Genomic DNA, 25,207 nt, shown 5'->3' with positions numbered 1-25,207 from the left:
CCGTCGCTGTCGCCCTCTCGATCAAGCCATCAGGACGTAGTCGATCGTCAGGGCGGGGAGGGATCGTCGTCGGATCGTCGCCACGGGCGGCGGTCGGGTGCGGTAGCGCTGGCCGGTCGGGGTGGCGGTCTCGATGCTCCCGTCCGGCTGGGGTCTGGATCGCCACCGTGGCGCGTCCTTGGCGTAGTTGCACGACTCGCACAGACCCTGGCCGTTGGGCCCTCCAGTCGGTCCGCCGTCGGCCCGAGGTCGTACGTGGTCGATGTGCCGGACCGGAGCGTCGCACCACGGCGTGCGGCAGGTCCGGTCGCGCAGCTTGACGAACCGGGCCAGGCTGCCGCGGAAGAAGCGTCCCCTGACGTCCATGGACACCAGCTCCCCGGTGGTGGGGCTGGCGTAGAGCCGGCGCAGCCACACCTCCTCATCGCCGGTGCAGGCGCCCGCCACGATCTCGCGGGCGAGCTCGGCCGGGATGGGCCCGAAGTCCTCGATGTGAGCGGGGTCGTCGGCGCCGCCGAGGAGGGCGGCGTCGGTCATCACCAGCCCGAGCTCGACGCGGGGTGCCGCTGCTCCCCGGTCAGCATCGTCTGGCGGCCGCCTGAGCGCGGCGACGAGCTCGTCGGCCATCACCTGGCCCCGGCTGCGCTCGTCTCCTGCCGCCCGGGCGGAGGCGGCGCGTGCGGCGAGGACGGCATAGGCGGCGACCCCGTCCTTCACCGGCAGCAGGGCCGTCAGGTACGTCATGGTGTCGGGGGCCGCGCGAAGCGTCACGCCTCGCTCGGACTCGGCTCGGCGCCGTCGTGCCGTCACCGAGGCCGGATCGATGCGCGCGGCCCAGCTGGCGCAGGCGGCGGCGAGCTCGCGGTCGCCCATCCTCTCCAGCCTGCCGGCGTCCGCCGCGACCTCGCGATCGACCTCGAGCCGGTGCTCGACGTTCAGGCAGGCCGTCTCCCGAGCGACGAGGGTCGCCTTCCACTCGGTGATCCGGCCGGCGCGCCACGCGGCCCACGTGTGGGGCAGCTCGTCCGCCACGACGGCGGCGAGTCCTAGGTGCCGCTGTGCGCGGTGCGGTGCCTCCCGCCGCGCCAACGCGACCTGGTGGGCGACTCCCCTGCCCCGTTGCGCAGCACGTACGCCGGCCGCGGCCTGCTCCGCCCGCTGGGACGCGTCCAGCTCCCTGGTGAGCTGCGCCTGGGCGGCCGTGGCCACGCACACCAGCTCCTCGAGGGCGCGGATGCTCTCGACGCGGTCCGCGTCCGAAAGGTCGCTCGGTGCGGCGAGCGAGGCCGCCACGGCGTCCTTCCAGCCGCGCACCGAGCTCGCGCCTAGCACGGGCGGGACGCAGGGCTGCGTCCCTACCAACGGCGTCTCGACATCGAACATGTGCTCGAATCTAGACGAAGCCACCGACATCGACGCGGTCGCGCTCCGCCCTACCTCCGTTCGTACGGATGCTGGAGGAGGACAGTCGCGCGCAGGGATGGTCGTCGCAGACATATGGGTCGGACCTCCAACCTCACGAGGTGTGACAGCGTTCAGTGATCATGAAGCACGGGGGAGCCGACTACGAGTCGTTCACGGCGTGGGCGACCGCGCGCCGTTCCGCACTGATGCGCACAGCCACCTTCCTCACCGGCGACAGCGCACGGGCCGAGGATCTGGTGCAAGAAGCCCTGACCAAGGTGGCCCAGCGCTGGCCCCGGCTTCGGGACCAGAACCCGGATGCCTACGCGCGCCAGATCCTCGCGCGCGACAACATCTCGTGGTGGCGCCGCAATCGACACGAGATCTCCTCGCACGTCCCCGAGCCGGCTCGGACGCCGTCGATCGAGGCTCGCGTCGAGCGTCGTCTCGTCCTGCTGGACGCCTTGGGCCGACTCACTGAGCGGCAACGGAGCGTCCTTGTGCTGCGCTACTTCGACGACCTCAGCGAGGCCGACATCGCCGAAGCGCTGGGTGTCTCGACGGGGACCGTCAAGAGCACCGCCCACCTCGCGCTGCGCCGGCTGCGCGAGCTCGCTCCCGAACTGAGCGACCTGCTGCCATTGGAGATCTCATGACCGACCGCGACCTCCGCGACCTCTTCCGGGAAGCGGCACCCGAGCACGAGCGACCCGACCCAGCGGCCGTCGACCGTGCCTGGCGCGACGGACTGCGGCGTCGTGCCGGCCATCGTGTCGTGTTCGTCGGCGCGGTCGCCGCGACCGTCGCCACCGTGGCTGGGTTTGTCGTACTGGGCCGTCCCTCGAGCCAGGTGGCTCCAGCGCCGACCGGTCCGACCTCGACGCCGTCGACCCAATCCCCGGCGACGAAGGACGTCGAAGACGACGGTCCTGACGCGACAATCGGCGGAGCGCCGGTGTGGATCTCCCCACATGAGGGCGAGGACCCGAGCGATCTGCCGCTGTTCAGCGGCACCGGCCTGCCCGAGGAGATCGACCTGTCTGCCGACATGCCAGGAGTCGGCGAGCTGTCCCGGGCCATAGGCGTGATCGGTGTCGTCGGGAACGACGGCGAGCTGTCCCGCGTGGTGGCGATCGGACCAGATGGGAGCGCGTACTCCCTCGACATCGACGGCCGCGTCGAACGTGTGACGGACCAGGGCGGCAACGCCATGTCGCCGTTGTCGGACGAGGGGCTCTCGCCCGACGGCACCCGCGTCTTCTTCCGACAGGAACGTGCGCTGGTCGTGTACGACTTCAGCGCTAGGGCGTGGAGCGAGATGACCACTCCGCAGTGGACAGCTGAGACAGCACGATGGCTCGACGGGGGCATCTTCGTTCCCACCGAGCCCTGGGGGTCTGTCGGGACCGTCTACTCGATCGACGGCGCGAGGTCCGAGTTGCGCACGCTGCGGACGGCCGAGTGGGACGGCGGCGAGGCGTACGGACCGAAGCGCTCGTCCTCCGCAGGCGACGTCGCGCAGAGCTACTTCCTTTCGACCGACTCGGGCGACGACCGGTTCGCAGGCGTGAACGCAGTGGTCGTCACCGTCGAGGGTCGACCGAGGATCTTGGCCCACGACACCTACGACCTCCGCGGGAAGATGTGCTGTCCGGTCGCGGGCTGGCTGGCGCCGACCGTAGTGGCCTTCCAAGCAGGGCCGCAGCTACTGGCGTGGTCGGTACCGCACGAAGGCGTCCGACGCGTCACAGAGCTCACCGGTCTGTCGTTCGGCGAGGAGAGTCACGTCGCCTCCTGGGCGCTGCCGCCGCGGTGAAGTCGCCGTCGCCTGCCCAGCCCTGCCCGGGCGGGTCCGCCAAGCGGCCCGGCAGCAGCCTCAGCCGCCCAGCTGCGGTGGCGGAGCGCCGGTGAGCCTCACCTCCGTGATCGTGCGCCGGGTCAGGGCGACGGCGGCGACCAGCACGGCGAGGGCGAAGCAGCCGAGCTCGACGCTGCCCGTGCCGAAGGCGAGGGCGAGTGGACCGACCGCGACCTGTCCGATCGGCATCGCCACGAAGGAGAAGAAGCCGTCGATCGCCATGATGCGCGACAGCATCGCCTCGGGCACCTTCTCCTGCACGAGCAGGTTCCACGAGAGGTCCAGCAGGCTCAGCGCGGCTCCGGCCACGACGAAGGACGCGGCGAGCAGCCACACCTCGACGCGCGTGCCGAGGACCAGCATCGGCACGCACCACACGACGAAGGCGACCATGATCGTCTTCATCGGCGCGGTCACCGTCACCTTGGCGAGGAAGAACGCGGCGACGAACACCCCGACCGCCTGCGCCGACCTCGCCAGTCCCCACCCTTCGCTGCCGATGGTGTCGTCGGCGATCACCGGGCCCAGCACGTCGATGGCGCCGCTGACGAGTGCGTTGAACACCAGCGCCGCCGATGCGGCCGGAATGACCCAGCCGAGCTCGCGGGCGAACGCCCAGCCGGCGACGAAGTCCCCGATGACGCTCGGCTTGGCCTTGCTGCGGTCGCCCGGCGGCAGGCGTACGAGCACGAGGAGTGCCGCTGCGACCAGGTACGTCGCGGCGTCGACCGCCAGCGCCAGGCCCGGCCCGGCCGTCGCCACCAGGAGTCCCGACACCGCCGGGCCGAGGATGCCAACCGCGCTCGTGGCCTGCCCGATGAGCAGGAACGCCGGCTGGCGCTCCTCGACCGGCAGCAGGATGGGGACCATCCCGAGGAACGCCGGATAGCTGACCGCGAACACCGTGCCCGCCACGGCCTGCAGGACCACGAGGTGCCAGATCTCGGCGTACCCGCTGATGACCAGGCCCGCGGTGGCCGCCTGGGCGACGCCCTGGACGAGGTTGCACCCGCGCAGGACGACCGCCCTCGGCAGGCGGTCCGCGATTGCGCCGCCGAGGAGCATGAACACGACGGTCGGCACGCTCGACGCTGCGACCACCCAGCCGAGGGCCGAGGCGGAGTCCTCGATGTCGAGGACGGCGAACGCCAGCGCCACGCCCGCCATCGACGAGCCGACCCGGTTCACGACCTGGCCGATGAAGAAGTAGCGGAAGGCCGGTGTGGCGAGCGGCGAGAGTCGGCTGGTCACCGACGCAGTGAAGCGGTTCGACCGTTGCGGCACAAGGAACGACAGGCGCTAGCGTGCAGTCAGCGCCGCCGCGGTCAGTGACGGGAGCAGCAGGGGATCTGGTGCCGCGACTCGAACGGCACGAGCCCGGAGTGCCCCGGCTGGACGAGGAGGACCGCCCTGCCGCCCCGCCAGGTGGGACGCGCCCACTCGGTGAGGTCGAGGAGGGTGGTCGGCTCGACCTCGGTCCCCGCGAGGGCCTCGACGGCGTCGACCGCGCTCAGGGCGAGGACCTCGGCGACCGTGCAACGGCGTTCCACATCGGCACGCCCGGGGAAGCGCGCAAGGCGACCGGCACTGCGGTCGCGGTGCTCGCCGCTGGCGCGCAGCGCGCCGGCGACCAGGTCGTCGGCACCCCTGGAGACGGTGCCCTCCGGCCCGTGGACCACCACCCCGGCCTCGTCGAGCCCGGGGAGCTCGTCGACCTGATCGGCCACGAGCTCGAGGAGCTGCTCGCTCGTGAGGGCAGGATCTGCAATCGACGGCCACGACGCGGCGACCGCGGTGTGCGGCGCCTCGCCGGGGACGACGTGCGTCGAGGCGACGTACCCGGGACCGGCGGCGGGCAGCACGGTGTCGAGCAGGTGGACGAGGTGCTCAGCGCCGGCGTGGTCCCGGGTGCGGGCGTCCACGGCCACGCAGGTCGTGGACGCCCGCGAGGGGTCGGTCGTCACCGGGTCGGCACGACCCAGATCGGGTTGGTGTAGAACCACAGGTCCACCCACGGGTCGGCCGAGCCGACGACGTCGATCGCCGGACCGGCCGGGTCGATGTCGGCGCCGAGGTACCCGGGCTGCGACCGGTTGCCGTCGGTGCCACGCAGGCGGACGTAGAACGGCTCCTCGACGCGACCGAGGTCGTAGGTCAGCGTGTAGCGGCCGGTGCGGCCCGAGGTGTCGGTCTGGGCGATCACCCTGGTGTCCGGAGCGGTGAACCGGTCCCGGTCGCTGGCCGCGGAGGTCGGGTCGACCTTGCCGCGGATGACGTCGACGCGGTTGAGCTGCGGCACGAACTGCGACCAGTTGGGCACGTCCTGGGCCTCGATGGTCACGACGAGCTCGAGGCGGGTGCCACGGCGCGCCGAGAGGGTGCCGCCGAGCGTCTCGGAGTCGCCCCGGCCCCAGCCGCCGCTCGCGCGGACCGAGACGTCGACGGACTTCACCAGGCCGCCGTGGTCGACCCAGATGCGGCCGTCGCGCATGCCGCGCATCACCGAGCGGTAGTCGCGGCTGGTCGCGCCCACGTGGGTGCGGCTGTAGAAGCCCGGCCAGAAGTCGCCCGCCGTCAGGTTGATCTGGCCGGCGTACACCGGGTCGCCGTAGCGTCCGTCGCGGTTGAACTGCGCCGAGTCGGACCCGTCGGGCCGCCGGGAGGTGTCGGTCCAGTTGACGTGCGAGTCGGAGTTCGCCGTGATCGACCACGGCTTGCCCTCGGCGAGCAGCGAGTCCCACAGGCCGCCCACCGTCGACGTCATCCAGTCGAACCCGCCCCAGGTGCGGTAGCTCTCCGGCGGGTACGCCGCGAACGACGCCGCGCCCGGCGCGTTGCCGTAGTAGCCGCGGGCCGAGCCCGGCCCGTAGCCCGCGGGGAGCCCGGCGGCCTGGTGGCCCGGAGCGCCCTCGAACCCGATGGCGATGCGCGGGTCGGCATCGCGCCAGTTGCGGATCTCGTGCGGGCTGTCGATGCCGTTGCGGGCCGGGTGGTTGGCCAGGAACAGCGCGTCGTCGACGCGTCGCCGGTCGACCTGCTGGCCGAGCCACTGGACGGCGGTGACGGCCAGCGCCTCGTTGGCGGGCGAGTTGCCGCTCGCGCCCTTCACCGAGCCGTCGTAGGCGTTCTCGAACTGCTTGAGGACGGCGACCTCCCCGGGGCCGGGGGCGACGAAGACCGTGCCGTGCTCGGCGGCCGGGATGTTCCACTCCAGGCCCTGGAAGATCAGCGTGTCGGGCAGCTCCGCGCGCGCAGCGACGATGTCGGGATTGACCAGGTCGACGCCGATGCGGGCGTGGGTCGCGCCACCGTGGTCGGTGATCACCAGCCAGTCCAGGCCGTACGCCGCCGCGTGCTGCGCCTGGTCGATGACGCGGTACTGCCCGTCGGAGGAGTACTGGGTGTGGATGTGGTGGTCGCCGGCCAGCCAGTAGCGCGCCGGCCGGTGCGGCCCTCGGCCGCGGTGGTGGGCCGGTGCCGGGGCGGCTGCCGCAGCGGGCGTGACGCCCTGCATCCCGGACATGCCGGCGACGAGCGCGCCGGTGATCCCCGCCGCGCGGAGCATGCCGCGACGCGTCATCTCGGCCGGGGAGAGCTCGCTGTCGGGGATCGACAGGTCGTGGGCCACCGCGGTCACGTCGTCGTGCCCGTGCCCGTGCGAGTGCCCGTGTGAGTGGTGGTGCCCGTCAGCACCGTGGTCGTGCGCGTGGTCGTGCGAGTGGTCTGCGTCGTGGGGGTGGCTCACGTCGGTCCTTCCGAGGGTGTGGGCGGGGTGGTCGTCTCCCGCTCCGTTCCACGGTCCCCCGCTCGGGCGGCCGGGTCCATGAACGCCGGATGTGGATCTGATGAACACGCCCCGGATCAGCACGAGGTGCTCGCGAGCCCCCCTGACCAACCGTGACGACGATCGCAGCGCGCCTGCGTCTGAACGCCCACCAGGTGGGTACCAGCGAGGCATGACCAGCGACTTGGAGACCACGACCGACGACCTCTACGAGACGATCCGCGAGCTGTGGCAGGAGGCCCAGCCGGGGATGACCGACAACGACGCCTCCGGGTTCGGCCAGTCGGTCGTCTCGATCCAGGACACGGCCATCGCCGAGCGCACCGGCCTCGAGCTGGCAGCCGTGCGTGACTTCCTCGACAACGCCGACGGCGTGAAGTTCGAGGTCGGGCGCGACGGCGAGACGCGGACCGTGAAGGCCCTGATCGACCTCTGACGCACGCGTCCCGCACGCGACGTGCCGGCCCCGCGACGAGCGCGGGCCGGCCTCAGGAGGAGCGCGTGGCCACCACGTCGGCGAAGGCCTCCAGCGCCGTGCGCACCGGTCCGGGGTCGAGCACCTCCAGGTGCTTCTTGGCCTGGGTCGCCTGGCCGACGACGTAGTCGCGGGCCTGCTGCATCGCGGGGTGCCGGCGCAGCAGGTCGAGCGCCTCGGCACGGAGCGCGTCGTCGCTCAGCGGCTGGCCGAGGAGCTCCAGCAGCCGCGCGTCGGCGGGGTCGGTGGATGCCTGGGCCATCAGCACCGGCAGCGTAGGAACGCCCTCGCGCAGGTCGGTGCCGGGGGTCTTGCCGGAGTCGGCGGACTCCGCGGCGATGTCGAGGATGTCGTCGGAGAGCTGGAAGGCCGAGCCCACGAGCTCGCCGTAGGCCCGCAGCGCCTCGACCACCTCCGGGCTGGCGCCGGAGAACATCGCGCCGTAGCGCGCCGAGGTCGCGATCAGCGACCCGGTCTTGCCGGCGACGACCTCGAGGTAGTGCGACAGCCGGTCCTCCCCCGGGCCGGGATCGACCGTCTCGAGGATCTGGCCCTCGACGAGCCGGGAGAACGTCCGCGCCTGGATGCGTACGGCGTCGGGGCCCAGGTCGGCGGTCAGCTCGGAGGAGCGGCCGAAGAGGAAGTCGCCGGTGAGGATCGCGACGTGGTTGTCCCAGCGGGCGTTGGCCGTGTCGGCGCCGCGCCGCATGACCGCCTCGTCCATCACGTCGTCGTGGTAGAGCGAGGCGACGTGGGTCAGCTCCACCACGCACGCGGCGGTGTCGACCTCCGGGGCGTCGGGGTGCGGTCCCGCCTCCGCAGCCAGCAGCACCAGGAGGGGGCGGAACCGCCGGCCGCCGGCCTCCATGAGGTGGGAGGCGGCGCGCGTCACGTAGGGCGTGCGGCCACGGCAGTGCTCGGCGAGCTGCTCCTCGATGCGCGCCAGCCGCTCGACGAGTCGCTGCTCGAGCTCGGCGTCGACGACAGGCAGTGCGAGGGGCGATTCGGTCACCTGATGAATTCTCCCGCAACCGCCGCCAGGTCGAGCACCGGGCCCGGCAGGACGCCCAGGACGAGGGTGACGGCGGCGCCGACGGCGATGGTGGTCGCGGTGAGCACCGACGGGTACGCCACGCTCGGACCGGTCCCGACCGGCTCGTCGAAGTACATGACCTTGATGACGCGCACGTAGAGGAACGCCGCCACGATGCTCGCGATCACGGCCGCCACGACGACCGGCCAGGCACCGGCCGCGAGCGCGACGGAGAAGACCGCGAGCTTGCCGACGAAGCCCGACGTCAGCGGGATGCCGGCCATCGCCAGCAGGAAGAACGCGAAGACCGCGGCCACCACGGGCGACTCCTTGCCGAGGCCGGCCCACCGCTCGATCGCGGTGGTCTCGCCGCCGCTGTCGCGGACCAGGCTGACCACGGCGAAGGCGCCGATCGTCGCGAACCCGTAGGTGGCGAGGTAGAAGAGCACGGCCTGGACCGAGGAGATCTCGCCGCCGGCGAGCTCGTCGGCGGCCTGGATGCCCAGCACGCCGGTGAGGATGAAGCCGGTGTGCGCGACCGAGGAGTAGGCCAGCAGCCGCTTGATGTCGGTCTGGGTGATGGCCAGAGCGGCACCGACGAACATCGAGAGGATGGCGACGATCCACATCATCGGCTGCCAGGACCAGCGGTCCGCGCCGAGGGCGACGTAGAACAGGCGCATGAGCGCGCCGAAGGCCGCCACCTTGGTGCCGGCGGCCATGAAGGCGGTCACCGGGGTCGGGGCGCCCTGGTAGACGTCGGGCGTCCAGGCCTGGAACGGGACCGCGCCGACCTTGAACAGCAGGCCGACCGAGAGCAGGCCGGTGCCGATCAGCAGCAGGGTCGAGCCGCCGACGTCGTTGCGCACGGCCTCGTTGATCGCGGCGAACTCCATCGAGCCGGCGAAGCCGTAGAGCAGTGCCGCGCCGTAGAGGAAGAACCCGGAGGAGAACGACCCGAGCAGGAAGTACTTGAGCGCCGCCTCCTGGCTGAGCAGCCGGCGACGACGCGCCAGCCCGGTGAGCAGGTAGAGCGGCAGCGAGAGGACCTCGAGGCCGACGAACATGGTCAGCAGGTCGTTGGCCGCGGGGAACAGCATCATGCCGAAGACCGCGAACATCATCAGCGGATAGATCTCGGTGTGCTCGCGGTGCGCCGCGATCGCCGCGCTCTCCGCGTCGGTGCCCGGCACGGCGGCGGCCTGGCCGGCGAACGCCGACGCCCCGCCGTCGAGGTGCCGCTCGGCGAAGAGCAGGACGCCCGCGATCGCCAGCGCCAGCACCAGCCCCCAGATGAACAGGCTCGGGCCGTCGACGGCGATCGTGCCGCCCACCGCCAGCACGCCGCGCGCCGCGCCGTCGTCGTGGGTCTGCACCCGCTGGGCCACCAGCACGACACCGACCAGGGCGCCGACGAGGCCGGCGAGGGACAGCACGACCTGCACGCGGTAGCGCAGCTCGCGGGGAGCGAACGCCTCGACGACCACGCCGACGCAGGCGACGCCGAAGACGGCCAGCAGGGGCCAGAGCTCGAAGTAGTCGATGCTCGGCTTCACGAACTCGATCACTGGGGACCACCCTCCTGGCCGATGCCCACGTTGGCGAGGGTGTCGTGGACGACGGGATTGATGACGTCGAGCAGCGGCATCGGGTAGAAGCCGAACAGCACGAGCGCGAGCAGCAGCGGAGCGACGATGCCGACCTCACGCCGGTCGAGGTCGACCACCGGCGCCGCGCCGACCCGGCCGGGCCCGGTCATGGTGCGCTGGTACATCCACAGCGCGTAGAACGCGGCGAGGACGATCGCCAGCACCGCGACCGCGCCGACCGCCCAGTGGTGGTCGAAGGCGGCGATGATGACCATCATCTCCGAGACGAACGGCGACAGGCCCGGCAGGCCGCACGCGGCGAGACCGGCGACGAGGAAGACGCCGGCGAGCACCGGGGCGGTCCGCTCCACCCCTCCCATCTCACGGATGGAGGCGGTGCCGGTGCGGTGGATGAGGAAGCCGGCGACCAGGAACATCAGCGCCGTGGCGATGCCGTGGTTGACCATGTAGAGGATGGCGCCCGCACCGCCGGTGGAGCTGAACACGAAGATACCCAGCACGATGAAGCCGAAGTGCGACAGCGACGTGAGGCCGATCAGGCGCAGGACGTCGTCCTGGCCGATCGCCACCAGCGCGCCGTAGATGATCGAGACGAGCGCGAGCACCACCACCACCGGCGTGGCCCACTGCGAGGCGTCGGGCAGCAGGCCGAGGCAGAACCGCAGCATGCCGAAGGTGCCGATCTTGTCGAGGATGCACACCAGCAGCACCGACGTGCCGGTGGTCGCCTTCTCGGTGGTGTCGGCCAGCCAGGTGTGGACCGGGAACATCGGCGCCTTGATCGCGAAGGCGATGAAGAAGCCGACGAACAGCCAGCGCTGGGTGGTCTCGTCGATGTCGATGGCCGCGAGGTCGCTGAGCAGGAAGCTCGGGCTGCCGGCGTTGGCGGAGACGACGTAGAGGCCGATCACCGAGGCGAGCATGATGAGCCCGCCGGCGAGCTGGTAGATCAGGAACTTGGTCGCCGCCCGGCCGCGGCCGGCGCGGCCGAAGCCGCCGATGAGGAAGTACGCCGGGATCAGCGTCGCCTCGAACACGACGTAGAACAGCAGCACGTCGGTCGCGGTGAAGACCGCCAGCGACATCGCCTCCAGGGCGAGGGTCCAGGCGAAGAACGCCCGGGCGCCGCCGTTGCCGGGGGCGTCGGACTCGCGCCAGCCGGCCAGCAGCACGATCGGCACGAGGACGACGGTGAGCAGGACCATCAGCAGGCCGAGGCCGTCGACTCCCAGGGCGTAGTGCACCCCGAGGGACTCGATCCACGTGTGGGTCTCGGTGAGCTGCATGCCACCGCCGACGTCGTACCGGAGGGCGGCGACGATGCCGGTGACGAGCGTCGCGGCCGCGAAGCCGAGGCCGACGAGCCGGGCGAGCGCGTCGGGCACGAAGGCCGTGACGAGCGCGCCGACCAGCGGCAGCAGGACGAGGATCGTGAGGATCATCCGAGGTTCACCGCCAGGAGAGCGAGGACGACCAGCAGGGCGCCACCGAGGAGGGACAGGGCGTAGGAGCGGACGAACCCGTTCTGGAGGCGCCGCATGCTGTTCGACAGCCCGCCGACCGCGGCCGAGCCACCCTCGACGGCACCGTCGACGCCGACGCGGTCGAACAGGGCCAGGCCGCCGACGAGCCCGGCAGCGGGCCGGACGACGACCGCGTCGTTGATGGCGTCGCCGTAGAGGTCGGCGCGGGCCGCCCGGGTCGCGAAGGACACGTCGCGCGGGGCCTCGCGCGGCACCTCACGCTTGCCGACGAGGAACCAGGCGGCTGCGACGCCCAGGGCCACGACGGCGGTGATGATGAGCGTGATGGCGATGGCCGGCAGCGGCGGCTCGTGGTGCTCGGCGTGACCGGTGACCGGCTCGAGCCACGTCACGATCCAGTCCCCGAGCAGCAGCACGCCTCCGAGCACCGACAGCGCTGCCAGCACGACCAGCGGGACCGTCATCACCTTGGGCGACTCGTGCGGGTGCACGCCGGTCTCCCAGCGCTTGGCGGTGAAGAACGTCAGGAGCATCAGCCGGGTCATGTAGAACGCGGTGATGCCGGCGCCGAGCACGGCCAGCACTCCGACGACGAGGTTCTCCGACAGCGCCGACTCGATGATCTTGTCCTTGGACCAGAACCCCGAGAACCCGGGGAACCCGATGATCGCCAGGTAGCCCATCGCGAAGGTCAGGAACGTCACGGGCATGGCCTTGTTGAGCGCGCCGTAGTGGCGCATGTCCACGTCGTCGTTCATCCCGTGCATGACGGACCCGGCCCCGAGGAACATGTTGGCCTTGAAGAAGCCGTGGGTCAGCAGGTGGAAGATCGCGAACGGGTAGCCGACCGGACCGAGACCGGCCGCGAGCATCATGTAGCCGATCTGGCTCATCGTCGACCCGGCCAGCGCCTTCTTGATGTCGTCCTTGGCGCACCCGAGGATCGCGCCCCAGAGCAGCGTCACGGTGGCGACGACCACGACCGCGGTCTGGGCGATGGGCGCCAGCTCGAAGATGAAGTTGGCGCGGACCACGAGGTAGACCCCGGCGGTGACCATGGTCGCCGCGTGGATGAGCGCGGAGACTGGCGTGGGGCCCTCCATCGCGTCGAGCAGCCACGCCTGCAGCGGCACCTGCGCCGACTTCCCGCAGGCACCGAGCAGGAGCAGCAGGCCGAGGGTGGTCAACGTCGCCTGCTCCGCCTCGCCGGCGAGCTCGCTGACGGCGCCGAAGTCGGTGGTGCCGAAGGTGGCGAACATCAGCGCGATGGCCAGCGAGAGGCCGATGTCGCCGACGCGGTTGATCACGAACGCCTTCTTGGCCGCAGCGGCGGCCGAGGGCTTGTGCTGCCAGAAGCCGATGAGGAGGTACGACGCGAGGCCGACGCCCTCCCAGCCCAGGAACAGGCCGACGAAGTTGGCGGACAGGATCAGCGTGAGCATCGCCGCGACGAAGAGGTTGAGGTAGCCGAAGAACCTGCGTCGCCGCGGGTCGTGCGCCATGTAGCCGATCGCGTAGACGTGGATCAGCGAGCCGACCCCGGTGATCAACAGCAGGAACAGCGCGGCCAGCTGGTCGTAGAGCAGGTCCATGCCGACCGTGATCGACCCCGTCTCGAACCACGTCCACAGCTGCTGGCCGACCTGCCGCTGGTCGGCGTCGCGGCCGAGCAGGGCGAGGAACAGCACCAGGCTGAGCACGAAGGAGGCGACGGCGGTGGCGGTGCCGAGCAGGTGGCCGTGCTTGTCGACCGCCGCGCGCGCGGGGGCCGGCAGGAACGGGGTGACGCCGAGCAGCAGCACGGCGCCGAGCAGCGGCAGGCCGATGACCAGCCAGAGCAGGTCGAAGACGCCTCCAAAGCCCATGTCGGGGGCCACGACGGGCGCATGGTGACCGCCCTCGGCCATCGGCAGGGCAGCCAGAAGGACCGTGTGGGACAACAGGTTCACGAGCTCTCCCTCAGTACTTCAGCAGGCTGGCGTCGTCGACCGAGGCCGAGCGTCGGGTGCGGAAGATGGTCATGATGATCGCGAGCCCGATCACGACCTCGGCGGCGGCCACCACCATCACGAAGAAGGCGGCGATCTGGCCGTCGAGGTTGCCGTGCTGGTGGGCGAAGGCCACGAACGCCAGGTTGCAGGCGTTGAGCATCAGCTCGACGCACATGAACACCACGATGGCGTTGCGGCGGACGAGGACGCCCACGCAGCCGATCGTGAAGAGGATCGCGGAGAGCACGACGTACTGGGTCACTTCACGTCCTCTTCGGTGTTGGCCGGGGCGTCGGCCTTGCCGGAGGTCTCCGGCATCGTGGCCGGGTCCCCGATCTGGCGGCGCACGTCGTCGATGTCGTCGGCGAAGGCCGGGGCCGAGCGGACCGTGCCGCGGGCGGCGAGCACCCGGGAGACCGAGGACTCCGCCGCGGTCCCGTCGGGCAGCAGGGCCGGGGTGTCGACCGCGTTGTGCCGGGCGTAGACGCCGGGCGAGGGCAGCGGGCCGGGGTGCACGCCATGCTCGGCGTAGTCGCGGATCCGCTTGGCGGCCAGGTCGGCCTGGGACGCCTTGGGCGTGAGGCGCTCACGGTGCGCGAGCACCATCGCTCCGAGCGCGGCGGTGATGAGCAGCGCGCTGGTGGCCTCGAAAGCGAAGACGTAGCGGGAGAACAGGATGTTGGCGATGGCCGGCACGTTGCCGCCGGCGTTGGCACGGTCGAGGCCGACGACGGCACCGAGGGTGACCTGGCTGATGCCGATCACCAGGACGGCGCCGAAGGCCAGGCCGAGCAGCACGGCCAGCGCCCGCTGGCCGCGGATCGTCTCCACGATGGAGTCGGACGCGTCCACGCCGATGAGCATCATCACGAAGAGGAACAGCATCAAGATGGCGCCGGTGTAGACGATGATCTGCACCGCGAAGAGGAACGGCGCGTCCAGCACGGCGTAGAGGAACGCGAGGCTGATCATCACCACGGCGAGCAGCAGCGCGGCGTGCACGGCCTTGCGGACGAACAGGATGCCGAGCGCCGCGAGCACCATCACCGGGGCCAGGAGCCAGAAGGTCATCGGGTGGTCCCCCTGTAGTAGTCGCCCTCGTCGTCACCCAGGCGCATCGGGTGCGGCGGCTGCTCCATGCCGGGCAGCAGCGGGGCCAGCAGGTCGGACTTCTCGTAGATGAGGTCGGCGCGGTTGTCGTCGGCGAGCTCGTACTCGTTGGTCATCGTCAGCGCGCGGGTCGGGCAGGCCTCGATGCACAGCCCGCACAGGATGCAGCGCAGGTAGTTGATCTGGTAGACGCGGCCGTAGCGCTCGCCGGGACTGAACCGACCCGAGCCGTCGGGCAGGTCGCTGTTGTCGGCACCCTCGACGTAGATCGCGTCCGCCGGGCAGGCCCACGCGCACAGCTCGCAGCCGACGCACTTCTCGAGCCCGTCGGGCCAGCGGTTGAGCTGGTGGCGGCCGTGGAAGCGCGGCGCCGTCGGGAGCTTCTCGAACGGGTACTGCTCGGTGACGACCTTCTTGAACATCGTCCGGAAGGTGACGCCGAACCCGGCGATCGGGTCCCACAGGCTCTCCTTGACGCCCTTGGACGTCCGCGAGGACTCACTCATGGTTCTCCTCCGCTGCAGCGGTGACGGTGGTGCGGCCTGTGGCGAACGTCAGCGGCGCGGCGCCGCCGCGTACGGCACCGCCGGCGGGCATCGGCGGGACGGGGAAGCCGCCGGCGAACGCGTCGTGCGGCTCGTCGGCCGCCTCCAGGGGAGCCGGCGCGTCGTCCTTCTTCTCACCGACGAACATCAGCGCGACGGTGAGCACGAGCAGCACGGCGATGGCGCCCACGAGGTAGGTGCGGTCGATGTTGCCCTCGTTGGAGATGACCCGGATGGTGGCCACGGCCACGATCCAGGCCAGCGACACCGGAATGAGGACCTTCCAGCCCAGCGCCATGAACTGGTCGTAGCGCATGCGGGGCAGCGAGCCGCGCAGCCACACGAACAGGAAGATGAAGAGGAAGACCTTGCCGAAGAACCACAGCAGGGGCCAGTAGCCGCTGTTGGCGCCCGCCCACACGTGCTCGACGCCCCACGGCGCGGCCCAGCCGCCGAGGAACAGCGTGGTCGCGATGGCGGACACGGTGGCGAGGTTGATGTACTCGGCGAGGAAGAACAGCGCGAACTTCAGGCTGGAGTACTCGGTGTGGAACCCCCCGACCAGCTCGCCCTCGGCCTCGGGCAGGTCGAAGGGCGCGCGGTTGGTCTCCCCCACCATGGAGATCACGTAGATGACGAACGACGGCAGCAGGATCAGGCCGAACCAGAGGCGGTCCTGGGCGGCGACGATCTCGGAGGTCGACATGGAGCCGGCGTAGAGGAACACCGCGACGAGGGCGAGGCCCATCGCGACCTCGTAGGAGATCATCTGCGCGCTGGAGCGGAGCCCGCCGAGCAGGGAGTACGTCGAGCCGGAGGACCAGCCGCCGAGGACGATGCCGTAGATGCCGATCGAGGCGATGGCGAGCATGAACAGCACGGCCACGGGCATGTCGGTGAGCTGCAGCGGGGTGCGGTGACCGAAGAAGTTCACCTCCGGGCCGAGCGGGATCACCGCCCAGGTGACGAACGCCGGCACGGTGGCGATGATCGGCGCGAGCAGGAAGACGACCTTGTCGGCCGCCTTGGGGATGATGTCCTCCTTGAGCGCGAGCTTCACGCCGTCGGCCAGCGACTGCAGCAGGCCGAAGGGACCGTGCACGTTGGGTCCCACGCGGTGCTGCATGCGGGCCACGACACGGCGCTCGAACCAGATGTTGAACAGCGTGAGCAGCACCAGGATCACGAAGATGAGGACCGCCTTGAGGGCGATCACCCACCACGGGTCCTGGCCGAAGGCCGCCAGCCCGGGGTCGGGCAGGTCGGCGGCGAGGATGCTCATCACGTGACGGCTCCCTTCAGGGCGTGTCCGGGGCTGTCGGGGGACGGGGCGTCGCGCAGGAGCACCCTGCTGCCCGGCGAGGCGAGGTCGGCGAGCACGCCCCGGCCGAAGGACCGGGCCGGCACCCACACCACGCCGTCCGGCAGGTCCGCGACCTCGACCGGCAGCGTGACGCTGCCGCGATCGCCGGAGACAGTGGCGAGCCGGCTGTGGCCGGGCTCGCCCTCCGGCGTCCCGAACACCGACTCGTACGTCGCCGGGCTCACCCGCGCGACCGGCGGGCGTGCGGTGGCCCGCAGGTGCGCCTCGCCGTCCTGCATCGAACCCAGGTCGACCAGCTGCTTCCAGGTGGCCAGCGCGAGCGAGCCCGCCTTGGCCCTCGGCGCGCGCGGCGGCTTGCCGGCGTCCATCGCAGGACGGGCGCCGTCCCAGGGGCCGAGGGCGCGCATCTCCGCGCGCACGTCGGCGACCGTGCGGAACCCGAGCGACGACCCCTGGCCCAGGCGGGCGAGCTCCTCGCCGATGCCGGCGAGGACGCGGAGGTCGGGCAGCGACGAGGGGTTGCTGAGCACGGCGTCGAAGTCGCGCGGGCGCCCGTCCCAGGTCACGAACGTGCCGGCCTTGTCGGTCACCGGAGCCACCGGCAGCACGACGTCGGCCGCGGCCGTCACGTCGGTCGCGCGCAGCTCGAGGCTGACCACGAACCGGGCAGCCGCGAGCGCCGCCCGGAAGGCGGCGGGATCGCTGGTGTCGTCGGGGTCCACACCGCCGACCACGACGCCGCCGAGGTCGCCCTTGGTCAGTGCCGCGACGATCGCGTTGCCGTCGCGCCCGACCTTGGCCGGGAGGGCCTCCACGCCCCAGGCGGCGGCCAGGTCGACGCGGGCGGCGGCCTCGGTGACGGGTCGGCCGCCGGGCAGCAGGTTGGGCAGCGCGCCGGCCTCGACCGCACCGCGGTCACCGGCCCGGCGCGGCACCCAGGCGAGCCGGGCGCCGGTGGTGGCGGCGAGCTCGACGGCGGCGCTGAGGGCACCGTGGGTGGCGGCCAGCCGCTCGCCCACGAGGATCACCGCGTCCTTGGTCACGCCGTGTGCGGCGTCCTTGAGCGAGCCGATGGCCTCGACCTCGGCGCCCGGGACGGCCGGCACGAGGCGGCCGTTCATCTTGCGCAGCCCGCGCGAGCTGTAGGGCGCGACCGAGACCACCTGCGTACGTCCGCGCCTCGCGGCCCGGCGCAGCCGCAGGAAGATGGTCGCGGCCTCGTCCTCCGGCTCGAGGCCGAGGAGCACGACGACCGGCGCGGCCTCCAGGTCGGCGTACGTCACGCCGCCGGAGAGGGCGACGTGGGAGGCGAGGAAGCTGGCCTCCTCCGCGCTGTGCGGACGGGCCCGGAAGTCGATGTCGTTGGTGCTGAGGGCGACGCGGGCGAACTTCGCGTAGGCGTAGGCGTCCTCCGCGGTGACCCGGCCGCCGGTGAGCACGGCCGCCGCGCCGGCCTCGCGGAGCCCGCGGGCGGCGACGGCGAAGGCCTCGGGCCACGAGGCGGGTCGGAGCACGCCGTCCTCGCGGACCTGCGGGTAGGTGATCCGGTCGGCGACCTGGGTGTAGCGGAAGGCGAAGCGGTCCTTGTCGCTGATCCACTCCTCGTTGACCTCGGGGTCGTTGCCGGCCAGGCGGCGCATGACCTTGCCGCGCCGGTGGTCGATGCGGATCGCGGCGCCACAGGAGTCGTGCTCGGCCACGCCCGGGGTGGAGACCAGGTCGAAGGGCCGCGAGCGGAAGCGGTAGTCGGCGGAGGTGAGAGCGCCGACGGGGCAGATCTGGATCGCGTTGCCGGAGAAGTAGCTCTGGTAGGGCTCGCGCTCGTAGATCGCGACCTGCTGCAGCGCACCGCGCTCGGCCAGCGCGATGAACGGGTCGCCGGCGATCTGCTCGGAGAAGCGCGTGCAGCGCGCGCACAGAACGCAGCGCTCGCGGTCGAGCAGGACCTGCGCGGAGATGTTGATCGGCTTGGGGAAGGTGCGCTTGATGCCGCCGGACGCGGCGAACCGGCTCTCGCCGCGGCCGTTGCTCATCGCCTGGTTCTGCAGCGGGCACTCGCCGCCCTTGTCGCAGACCGGGCAGTCGAGCGGGTGGTTGATGAGCAGGAACTCCATGACGCCCTGCTGGGCCTTGTCGGCCACCTCGCTGGTCGCCTGCGTGTTGACCACCATGCCCTCAGCCACCGGCAGCGTGCAGGAGGCCTGCGGCTTGGGGAAGCCCCGGCCGTTGCCGGCGTCGGGGATGTCGACCAGGCACTGGCGGCAGGCGCCGACCGGATCGAGCAGCGGGTGGTCGCAGAAGCGCGGGATCTGTACGCCGACCTGCTCGGCGGCGCGGATCACCAAGGTGTCCTTGGGGACGCTGACCTGCACACCGTCGATGGTGAGGGTGACCAGGTCCGTGGCGAGGTCCGGCGCCTTGTCCGTGGTGCTCATGCGGAGGCTCCAGCGGGTGCGAATGCGGTGGAGGCGACCGGGTCGAAGGGGCAGCCGCCGTTGGTCAGGTGGGCGAGGTACTCGTCGCGGAAGTGCTTGATCGAGCTCGAGATCGGGCTGGTGGCACCGTCGCCGAGCGCGCAGAACGAGCGGCCCAGGATGTTGTCGCACTGGTCGAGGAGCAGGTCGAGGTCGGCCTCGGTGCCCTGTCCCTTCTCGAGCCGCGCCAGGGTCTGGGTCAGCCACCAGGTGCCCTCGCGGCACGGGGTGCACTTGCCGCAGGACTCGTGCTTGTAGAACTCGGTCCACCGCAGCACCGCGCGGACCACGCAGGTGGTCTCGTCGAACAGCTGCAGGGCGCGCGTGCCCAGCATGGACCCCGCAGCCCCGACCGACTCGAAGTCGAGAGGCACGTCGAGGTGCTCGGGCGTCAGGAGCGGGGTGCTCGAGCCGCCGGGCGTCCAGAACTTCAGCTCGTGGCCCTCGCGGATGCCGCCGGCCAGGTCGATCAGCTCGCGCAGCGTGATGCCCAGCGGCGCCTCGTACTGGCCGGGGTTGCGCACGTGCCCGGAGAGGCTGAAGATCCCGAAGCCCTTGGACTTCTCCGTGCCCATGCCGGCGAACCAGGCGGGCCCGTTGGCGATGATGCTGGGGACCGAGGCGATCGACTCGACGTTGTTGATGACCGTCGGGCTCGCGTAGAGGCCGGCGACCGCCGGGAACGGCGGACGCAGGCGGGGCTGCCCGCGCCGACCCTCGAGGCCCTCGAGCAGCGCCGTCTCCTCGCCGCAGATGTAGGCCCCGGCGCCGGCGTGCACGATGAGGTCGAGGTGGTAGCCCGAACCGTGGATGTCGGTGCCGAGGTGACCGGCCAGGTAGGCCTCCTGCACCGCGCGCTGGAGGCGGCGGATCACGTGGAGGACCTCGCCGCGCACGTAGATGAACGCGGTGTTGGCGCGGATGGCGTAGGCGCTGAGGATGACGCCCTCGACCAGCGTGTGCGGGCTGGCCATCATCAGCGGGATGTCCTTGCAGGTGCCCGGCTCGGACTCGTCGGCGTTGACGACGAGGTACTTGGGCCGGGGGTTGTCCTGCGGGATGAACCCCCACTTCATGCCCGTCGGGAAGCCGGCTCCGCCGCGCCCGCGCAGGCCGGACTCCTTGACGGCGTCGATGACGTCGTCGGGCGCCATCGCGAAGGCCTTGTCGAGGGCGGCGTAGCCGCCGCGCTCCTCGTAGGCAGCCAGCGTCCAGGCGCGCTCGGCGTCCCAGTTGTCGGTCAGGACCGGGGTCAGGGCGTCAGTCACGGTCGGTCTCCTCACCACTGCTCGCAAGCGTGCTCGCGGGCGCCGTCCAGCCCTTCTCGCGGGCGATCCTCAGTCCGGCCAGCGACGCGGGGCCCGCGGTCGGTCCCTCGTCGGCGCGGTCGTCCGGGAAGCCGGCGAGCACGCGCTCGGCCTCGCGCCAGGTGCACAGCCGCGGGCCGCGGGTCGAGTGGACCGGCTTGCCGGCGCGCAGGTCGTCGACGACCTGGACGGCCGACTCCGGCGTCTGGTTGTCCATGAACTCCCAGTTGACCATCATCACCGGGGCGTAGTCGCAGGCCGCGTTGCACTCGATGTGCTCGAGGGTGATCGAGCCGTCCTCGGTCGTCTCGTCGTTGCCGACCTCGAGGTGCTCCTTGAGCCGCTCGAAGATGAGGTCGCCGCCCATCACCGCGCACAGCGTGTTGGTGCACACCCCGACGTGGTAGTCGCCGACGGGCCGGCGCTTGTACATGGTGTAGAAGGTCGCGACGCCGTTGACCTCCGCGGCGCTGATGCCGAGCACCTCGGCGCACGCCTCGATGCCCTCGGGCGTGATCCGGCCCTGGGCGGACTGCACGAGGTGGAGCATCGGGAGGAGGCCGGAGCGGGGCTCGGGATAGCGGGCGGCGATCTCGCGCAGCTCGGCGAGCGTCGTGGCGTCCAGCACGTCGCTCGGCGCCGCAGCCTCGGCCTGCGCCTGGCCCTGGGCGACCGGGTACTCGGTGCTCATCGGTCGACTCCTCCCATCACGGGGTCGATGGAGGCGATGGCGACGATCACGTCGGCGACCATGCCGCCCTCGCTCATCACGCTCGTCGCCTGCAGGTTGGTGAACGACGGGTCCCGGAAGTGCGCGCGGAAGGGACGCGTACCGCCGTCGGAGACGACGTGCGCCCCCAGCTCGCCGCGCGGCGACTCGATCGGCACGTAGGCCTGGCCGGCCGGGACCCGGAAGCCCTCGGTGACCAGCTTGAAGTGGTGGATCAGCGCCTCCATCGACTCACCCATGATGTGGCGGATGTGGTCGAGGCTGTTGCCCATGCCGTCGCTGCCGATGGCGAGCTGGCTGGGCCAGGCGATCTTGCGGTCGCCCACCATCACCGGAGCACCCTCGAGCCCGGCGAGCCGGTCGGCGCACTGCTCGACGATCTTGAGCGACTCAGACATCTCGTTGAGCCGGATCCGGAAGCGCCCGTAGGAGTCGCAGGTGTCCCAGGTCTGGACCTCGAAGTCGTAGTCCTCGTAGCCGCAGTAGGGCTGCGTCTTGCGCAGGTCCCACGCGTAGCCGGTGGAGCGGAGCACCGGTCCGGTGATGCCGAGCGCCAGGCAGCCGGCGAGGTCGAGGTGGCCGATGCCCTCGAGGCGACCCTTGAAGATGGGGTTGGCGTTGCAGAGCGCGGCGTACTCGGGCAGCCGCTTCTTCATCAGCGCGATGAAGTCGCGGATCTCGTCGAGGGCGCCGGGCGGCAGGTCCTGCGCGACGCCGCCGGGACGGATGAACGCGTGGTTCATCCGCAGGCCGGTGATGAGCTCGAACAGGTCCAGCACCAGCTCGCGCTCGCGGAAGCCGATCGTCATCACGGTGAGCGCGCCGATCTCCATGCCTCCGGTCGCGATGGCGACGAGGTGGGAGGAGATCCGGTTGAGCTCCATCAGGAGCACGCGCATGACCTGCGCCTTCTCGGGGATGTCGTCCTCGATGTCGAGCAGTCGCTCCACGCCCAGGCAGTAGGTGGCCTCGTTGTAGAACGGCGAGAGGTAGTCCATCCGCGTGCAGAACGTGACGCCCTGCACCCAGGAGCGGTACTCCATGTTCTTCTCGATGCCGGTGTGCAGGTAGCCGATGCCGCAGCGCGCCTCGGTGACCGTCTCGCCCTCGAGCTCGAGGATCAGCCGGAGCACGCCGTGGGTGGACGGGTGCTGCGGGCCCATGTTGACCACGACCCGCTCCTCGGCGGACTCGCCGATGCTCTGGGCGATGGAGTCCCAGTCCTGTCCCGTGACGGTGAAGACGCGGCCCTGGCTCGTCTCGCCGGGGGTGGCGTAGAGGTCCTGCTGCTGGCTCGTGTCGGTGCTCATCAGTTGTACGACCTTCGCTGGTCCGGCGGCGGGATGCTGCCGCCCTTGTACTCCACGGGGATGCCCCCGAGCGGGTAGTCCTTGCGCTGCGGGTGGCCCGGCCAGTCGTCGGGCATCAGCACGCGGGTCAGAGCGGGGTGGCCGTCGAAGACCAGCCCGAACATGTCGTAGGTCTCGCGCTCGTGCCAGTCGAGCGTGGGGTAGACGCTGACCAGGCTCGGGACGTGCGGATCGCTGTCGGGGGCGGTGACCTCGACCCGGATGCGCCGGTTGTGGGTCATCGAGGTCAGGTGGTAGACGGCGTGCAGCTCGCGACCGGTGTCCTCGGGGTAGTGCACGCCGCTGACGCCCGAGCAGAACTCGAAGCGGAGCGCCTCGTCGTCGCGCAGCATCTGCGCCACGAAGGGGAGGTCGTCGCGTCGGACGTGGAACGTGATCTCGCCGCGGTGGACCACGACGCTCTCGATCGCCGTGGTGAGCCCGGTGGCGTGCAGCCGGGCCTCGAGGGCGTCGGCGACCTCGTCGAACCAGCCGCCGTAGGGCCGCTGCGCCGGAGCCGGGAACACCTTGGCGCTGACCAGGCCGCCGTAGCCGGAGGTGTCGCCGGTGCCCGACGTGCCGAACATGCCGTGGCGCACGCCGACCGCGCGCACCTCCCCGGTGGGAGCCGGGACGTTGACCGGGGACTGGTCGACGGCGGGTTGCTCGACCGCGCCGCCCGTGCCGGTGCGCGACTTGGCCGCACCGAGGTTGCGCTCCTCGGACGGCCGGGCCGACTCGTTGGCGTCGGCCTTGTCGTCGGACGTGTCGCTCGCCTCGCCCGCGGCCTTCTCGTCGACCTTCTCCGCGTCGGCGTTCCCGCTCGCGCGGTCGTTGCGCTCCTCGCCGCTCATCGCAGCAGGCCCTTCATCTCCGAGGTGGGCAGCGCGCGCAGGGCCTCGGTCTCGAGCTCGGCGACCTCCTTGCGGCGGTTGGCGCCCAGCTTGGTGTGCTGCACCTGGTCGTGCAGCTTGAGGATCGCGTCGATGAGCATCTCCGGCCGCGGCGGGCAGCCGGGGAGGTACATGTCGACCGGCACCACGTGGTCGACGCCCTGGACGATCGCGTAGTTGTTGAACATCCCGCCCGACGAGGCGCACACGCCCATCGCGAGCACCCACTTGGGCTCGGGCATCTGGTCGTAGATCTGGCGCAGCACCGGAGCCATCTTCTGGCTGACCCGGCCGGCGACGATCATCAGGTCGGCCTGGCGGGGGCTGGCCCGGAAGACCTCCATGCCGAAGCGCGCGAGGTCGTACTTGGGGGCGCCGGTCGTCATCATCTCGATGGCGCAGCAGGCCAGGCCGAAGGTCGCAGGCCAGAACGATGCCTTGCGCATGTAGCCGGCGACACCCTCGACCGTGGTGAGCAGGACGCCGCTGGGCAGCTTCTCCTCGAGTCCCATGTCAGTCCCAATCCAGTCCGCCGCGACGCCAGACGTAGGCGTAGGCGATGAACACTGTGGCGATGAAGAGCACCATCTCCACCAGCCCGAAGAGCGCCATCGCGTCGAAGTGGACGGCCCAGGGGTAGAGGAAGATGATCTCGATGTCGAAGACGATGAAGAGCATCGCCGTGATGAAGTACTTCACCGGGAACCGGCCGCCGCCGGCGGGCTGCGGGGTCGGCTCGATGCCGCACTCGTAGGAGTCGAGCTTCGCCCGGTTGTAGCGCTTGGGACCGACGACGGCGCTCATGATCACGGAGAAGACCGCGAAGCCCGTCGCGAGAAGTGCCAGGGCCAGGACCGGCGTGTAGAGCTCCATCGCTTCCCTCTCGGTGTGCGTGCGCCCGGGTCGTGCATGTGGGTTTGTGAAGAACTTCACGAGTGGCGCGCGCCACAGTGTAGGACTCCGGTGCGGCCTACGTCACGTCGGGGTGAGGGCGACGCGCGGCGCGCTGACCTGCGGATTTACGCCACGACGGCGTCACCTAATTGACAGGCGGTGTCCGGCAGCGTCAGGCGGTGGCGCGGTGCAGCGCGACGATGCCGCCGGTGAGGTTGCGCCACTCGGGCCGCTGCCAGCCGGCGTCCGCGATCATCCCGGCGAGCCCGGCCTGGTCGGGCCACGCGCGGATGGACTCGGCGAGGTACACGTAGGCGTCGGCCGCGCTCGCGGTCAGGGAGGCGATCCTCGGCAGGGCCTGCATGAAGCCGTCCAGGTAGAGCGCGCGGAGGGCACCGTTGACCGGGCGGCTGAACTCGCACACGACGAGACGACCGCCGGGGCGGGTGACGCGGTGCATCTCCCGCAGCCCCGCGACCGGGTCGACGAAGTTGCGCAGGCCGTAGGAGATGGTCACCGCGTCGAAGGTGTCGTCGAGGAAGGGCAGCCGGGTGCCGTCCCCCGCCACGAAGGGGAGCGTGGGGCGGTCCTTCTTGCCCTGCCGCAGCATCCCGACGGAGAAGTCGCACGGGACGGCCGTCGCCCCGCGGGCGGCGAACGGCTCGCTGGAGCACCCGGTGCCGGCTGCGAGGTCGAGGACCAGGTCGCCGCGGCGCGGGGCGACGGCCTCGACCATCGCGCGGCGCCAGCTGCGCTGGATGCCCGCGGTCATGAGGTCGTTCGTCAGGTCGTAGCGCCGGGCGACGGTGTCGAACATCCGGCGTACGTCGGAGGGTTGCTTGTCCAGGTCAGCGCGAGCCACGCCGCGAGCGTAGGCGGCCGGGGCACGCGACGCCCACTGCGGGGTGTCGGTGTGCTCAGCCGACCGGGTCAGGATCGGCG

Annotated in this window: 23 protein-coding genes; 3 read left to right on the top strand and 20 right to left on the bottom strand. The window is 71.3% G+C overall.

Going from position 1 to position 25,207, the window contains the following annotated elements:
- Nucleotides 1-21: 21 nt before the first annotated feature.
- A complete protein-coding gene (locus tag J3P41_RS09260) occupies nt 22-1,383 on the bottom strand; it encodes an HNH endonuclease signature motif containing protein (protein WP_210650028.1) in 1,362 nt (453 codons plus the stop codon).
- A 161-nt stretch (nt 1,384-1,544) separates the two neighbouring features.
- Between J3P41_RS09260 and J3P41_RS09255 the strand changes: the two genes are divergently transcribed.
- A complete protein-coding gene (locus tag J3P41_RS09255) occupies nt 1,545-2,060 on the top strand; it encodes a SigE family RNA polymerase sigma factor (RefSeq protein ID WP_210650027.1) in 516 nt (171 codons plus the stop codon).
- Complete coding sequence (locus J3P41_RS09250; protein ID WP_210650026.1) at nt 2,057-3,220, top strand: hypothetical protein; 1,164 nt, start codon at nt 2,057-2,059, stop codon at nt 3,218-3,220. Before J3P41_RS09255 ends, J3P41_RS09250 begins: the two co-directional genes overlap by 4 nt.
- 60 nt (nt 3,221-3,280) lie before the next feature.
- Here the strand turns inward: J3P41_RS09250 and J3P41_RS09245 are convergent, their stop codons facing one another.
- The 3 genes from J3P41_RS09245 to J3P41_RS09235 form a co-directional block, all read right to left on the bottom strand.
- Nucleotides 3,281-4,513, bottom strand: coding sequence for an MFS transporter (locus tag J3P41_RS09245; RefSeq protein ID WP_210650025.1), 1,233 nt, complete (start codon nt 4,511-4,513; stop codon nt 3,281-3,283).
- Nucleotides 4,514-4,587: 74 nt separating this feature from the next.
- Nucleotides 4,588-5,226 carry a hypothetical protein gene (locus J3P41_RS09240; protein ID WP_210650024.1) on the bottom strand — a complete coding sequence of 213 codons (639 nt, stop codon included), beginning with the start codon at nt 5,224-5,226 and terminating at the stop codon, nt 4,588-4,590.
- Nucleotides 5,223-7,007 (bottom strand): PHP domain-containing protein, encoded by a 1,785-nt coding sequence (locus tag J3P41_RS09235; RefSeq protein ID WP_210650023.1) that lies wholly within the window; start codon nt 7,005-7,007, stop codon nt 5,223-5,225. Before J3P41_RS09235 ends, J3P41_RS09240 begins: the two co-directional genes overlap by 4 nt.
- 211 nt (nt 7,008-7,218) lie before the next feature.
- On the opposite strand from J3P41_RS09235, the gene J3P41_RS09230 reads away from it, so the two are divergent.
- Nucleotides 7,219-7,482, top strand: coding sequence for a hypothetical protein (locus tag J3P41_RS09230; protein WP_210650022.1), 264 nt, complete (start codon nt 7,219-7,221; stop codon nt 7,480-7,482).
- 52 nt (nt 7,483-7,534) lie between these two features.
- Here the strand turns inward: J3P41_RS09230 and J3P41_RS09225 are convergent, their stop codons facing one another.
- The 16 genes from J3P41_RS09225 to J3P41_RS09150 all read right to left on the bottom strand — a co-directional run bounded on the left by J3P41_RS09225 (nt 7,535) and on the right by J3P41_RS09150 (nt 25,127).
- Nucleotides 7,535-8,533, bottom strand: a complete 999-nt coding sequence (locus J3P41_RS09225; protein ID WP_210650021.1) for a polyprenyl synthetase family protein — start codon at nt 8,531-8,533, stop codon at nt 7,535-7,537.
- Entirely contained in the window at nt 8,530-10,119 is a 1,590-nt protein-coding gene (nuoN, locus tag J3P41_RS09220) for an NADH-quinone oxidoreductase subunit NuoN (protein WP_210650820.1), read from the bottom strand. Before nuoN ends, J3P41_RS09225 begins: the two co-directional genes overlap by 4 nt.
- Nucleotides 10,119-11,606, bottom strand: coding sequence for an NADH-quinone oxidoreductase subunit M (locus J3P41_RS09215; protein WP_210650020.1), 1,488 nt, complete (start codon nt 11,604-11,606; stop codon nt 10,119-10,121). The genes nuoN and J3P41_RS09215 overlap by 1 nt, the downstream gene beginning before the upstream one ends.
- Nucleotides 11,603-13,513, bottom strand: a complete 1,911-nt coding sequence (nuoL, locus tag J3P41_RS09210) for an NADH-quinone oxidoreductase subunit L (RefSeq protein WP_210650819.1) — start codon at nt 13,511-13,513, stop codon at nt 11,603-11,605. The genes J3P41_RS09215 and nuoL overlap by 4 nt, the downstream gene beginning before the upstream one ends.
- Nucleotides 13,514-13,607: 94 nt before the next feature.
- Entirely contained in the window at nt 13,608-13,901 is a 294-nt protein-coding gene (gene nuoK / locus J3P41_RS09205; protein ID WP_210650019.1) for an NADH-quinone oxidoreductase subunit NuoK, read from the bottom strand.
- Nucleotides 13,898-14,710: an NADH-quinone oxidoreductase subunit J gene (locus J3P41_RS09200; RefSeq protein ID WP_210650018.1), complete on the bottom strand. Its 813-nt coding sequence runs from the start codon at nt 14,708-14,710 to the stop codon at nt 13,898-13,900. The genes nuoK and J3P41_RS09200 overlap by 4 nt, the downstream gene beginning before the upstream one ends.
- Nucleotides 14,707-15,255: an NADH-quinone oxidoreductase subunit NuoI gene (gene nuoI / locus J3P41_RS09195; protein ID WP_210650017.1), complete on the bottom strand. Its 549-nt coding sequence runs from the start codon at nt 15,253-15,255 to the stop codon at nt 14,707-14,709. The genes J3P41_RS09200 and nuoI overlap by 4 nt, the downstream gene beginning before the upstream one ends.
- Entirely contained in the window at nt 15,248-16,576 is a 1,329-nt protein-coding gene (nuoH, locus tag J3P41_RS09190; RefSeq protein WP_210650016.1) for an NADH-quinone oxidoreductase subunit NuoH, read from the bottom strand. The genes nuoI and nuoH overlap by 8 nt, the downstream gene beginning before the upstream one ends.
- Nucleotides 16,576-19,053 carry an NADH-quinone oxidoreductase subunit G gene (locus J3P41_RS09185; RefSeq protein ID WP_210650015.1) on the bottom strand — a complete coding sequence of 826 codons (2,478 nt, stop codon included), beginning with the start codon at nt 19,051-19,053 and terminating at the stop codon, nt 16,576-16,578. Before J3P41_RS09185 ends, nuoH begins: the two co-directional genes overlap by 1 nt.
- Nucleotides 19,050-20,360: an NADH-quinone oxidoreductase subunit NuoF gene (gene nuoF, locus J3P41_RS09180; protein WP_210650014.1), complete on the bottom strand. Its 1,311-nt coding sequence runs from the start codon at nt 20,358-20,360 to the stop codon at nt 19,050-19,052. Before nuoF ends, J3P41_RS09185 begins: the two co-directional genes overlap by 4 nt.
- Nucleotides 20,353-21,090: an NADH-quinone oxidoreductase subunit NuoE gene (gene nuoE, locus J3P41_RS09175; RefSeq protein ID WP_210650013.1), complete on the bottom strand. Its 738-nt coding sequence runs from the start codon at nt 21,088-21,090 to the stop codon at nt 20,353-20,355. The genes nuoF and nuoE overlap by 8 nt, the downstream gene beginning before the upstream one ends.
- A complete protein-coding gene (locus J3P41_RS09170) occupies nt 21,087-22,439 on the bottom strand; it encodes an NADH-quinone oxidoreductase subunit D (protein WP_210650012.1) in 1,353 nt (450 codons plus the stop codon). The genes nuoE and J3P41_RS09170 overlap by 4 nt, the downstream gene beginning before the upstream one ends.
- Nucleotides 22,439-23,092 (bottom strand): NADH-quinone oxidoreductase subunit C, encoded by a 654-nt coding sequence (locus J3P41_RS09165; protein WP_307861983.1) that lies wholly within the window; start codon nt 23,090-23,092, stop codon nt 22,439-22,441. The genes J3P41_RS09170 and J3P41_RS09165 overlap by 1 nt, the downstream gene beginning before the upstream one ends.
- 236 nt (nt 23,093-23,328) lie before the next feature.
- Nucleotides 23,329-23,883, bottom strand: a complete 555-nt coding sequence (locus J3P41_RS09160) for an NADH-quinone oxidoreductase subunit B family protein (protein WP_210650010.1) — start codon at nt 23,881-23,883, stop codon at nt 23,329-23,331.
- A 1-nt stretch (nt 23,884) separates the two neighbouring features.
- Entirely contained in the window at nt 23,885-24,244 is a 360-nt protein-coding gene (locus tag J3P41_RS09155; RefSeq protein WP_210650009.1) for an NADH-quinone oxidoreductase subunit A, read from the bottom strand.
- Between the two features lie 193 nt (nt 24,245-24,437).
- Entirely contained in the window at nt 24,438-25,127 is a 690-nt protein-coding gene (locus J3P41_RS09150; protein ID WP_210650008.1) for a demethylmenaquinone methyltransferase, read from the bottom strand.
- Between the last annotated feature and the right edge of the window lie 80 nt (nt 25,128-25,207).

The organism is Nocardioides sp. SYSU D00065 (assembly GCF_017916425.1).
In the GTDB taxonomy this organism is placed as follows: domain Bacteria; phylum Actinomycetota; class Actinomycetes; order Propionibacteriales; family Nocardioidaceae; genus Nocardioides.
This window is presented reverse-complemented; position numbering and strand designations above follow the sequence as displayed.

What these genes read in the sequence shown, in the direction of transcription:
- J3P41_RS09260 (WP_210650028.1), bottom strand. Translation starts at nt 1,383, where the DNA reads ATGTTCGATGTCGAGACGCCGTTGGTAGGGACGCAGCCCTGCGTCCCG.
- J3P41_RS09155 (WP_210650009.1), bottom strand. Translation starts at nt 24,244, where the DNA reads ATGGAGCTCTACACGCCGGTCCTGGCCCTGGCACTTCTCGCGACGGGC.
- J3P41_RS09200 (WP_210650018.1), bottom strand. Translation starts at nt 14,710, where the DNA reads ATGACCTTCTGGCTCCTGGCCCCGGTGATGGTGCTCGCGGCGCTCGGC.
- J3P41_RS09215 (WP_210650020.1), bottom strand. Translation starts at nt 11,606, where the DNA reads ATGATCCTCACGATCCTCGTCCTGCTGCCGCTGGTCGGCGCGCTCGTC.
- nuoL (WP_210650819.1), bottom strand. Translation starts at nt 13,513, where the DNA reads ATGGGCTTTGGAGGCGTCTTCGACCTGCTCTGGCTGGTCATCGGCCTG.
- J3P41_RS09230 (WP_210650022.1), top strand. Translation starts at nt 7,219, where the DNA reads ATGACCAGCGACTTGGAGACCACGACCGACGACCTCTACGAGACGATC.
- nuoH (WP_210650016.1), bottom strand. Translation starts at nt 16,576, where the DNA reads ATGAGCATCCTCGCCGCCGACCTGCCCGACCCCGGGCTGGCGGCCTTC.
- J3P41_RS09255 (WP_210650027.1), top strand. Translation starts at nt 1,545, where the DNA reads ATGAAGCACGGGGGAGCCGACTACGAGTCGTTCACGGCGTGGGCGACC.
- nuoI (WP_210650017.1), bottom strand. Translation starts at nt 15,255, where the DNA reads ATGAGTGAGTCCTCGCGGACGTCCAAGGGCGTCAAGGAGAGCCTGTGG.
- nuoE (WP_210650013.1), bottom strand. Translation starts at nt 21,090, where the DNA reads ATGAGCACCGAGTACCCGGTCGCCCAGGGCCAGGCGCAGGCCGAGGCT.
- J3P41_RS09185 (WP_210650015.1), bottom strand. Translation starts at nt 19,053, where the DNA reads ATGAGCACCACGGACAAGGCGCCGGACCTCGCCACGGACCTGGTCACC.
- J3P41_RS09160 (WP_210650010.1), bottom strand. Translation starts at nt 23,883, where the DNA reads ATGGGACTCGAGGAGAAGCTGCCCAGCGGCGTCCTGCTCACCACGGTC.
- J3P41_RS09250 (WP_210650026.1), top strand. Translation starts at nt 2,057, where the DNA reads ATGACCGACCGCGACCTCCGCGACCTCTTCCGGGAAGCGGCACCCGAG.
- J3P41_RS09170 (WP_210650012.1), bottom strand. Translation starts at nt 22,439, where the DNA reads ATGAGCACCGACACGAGCCAGCAGCAGGACCTCTACGCCACCCCCGGC.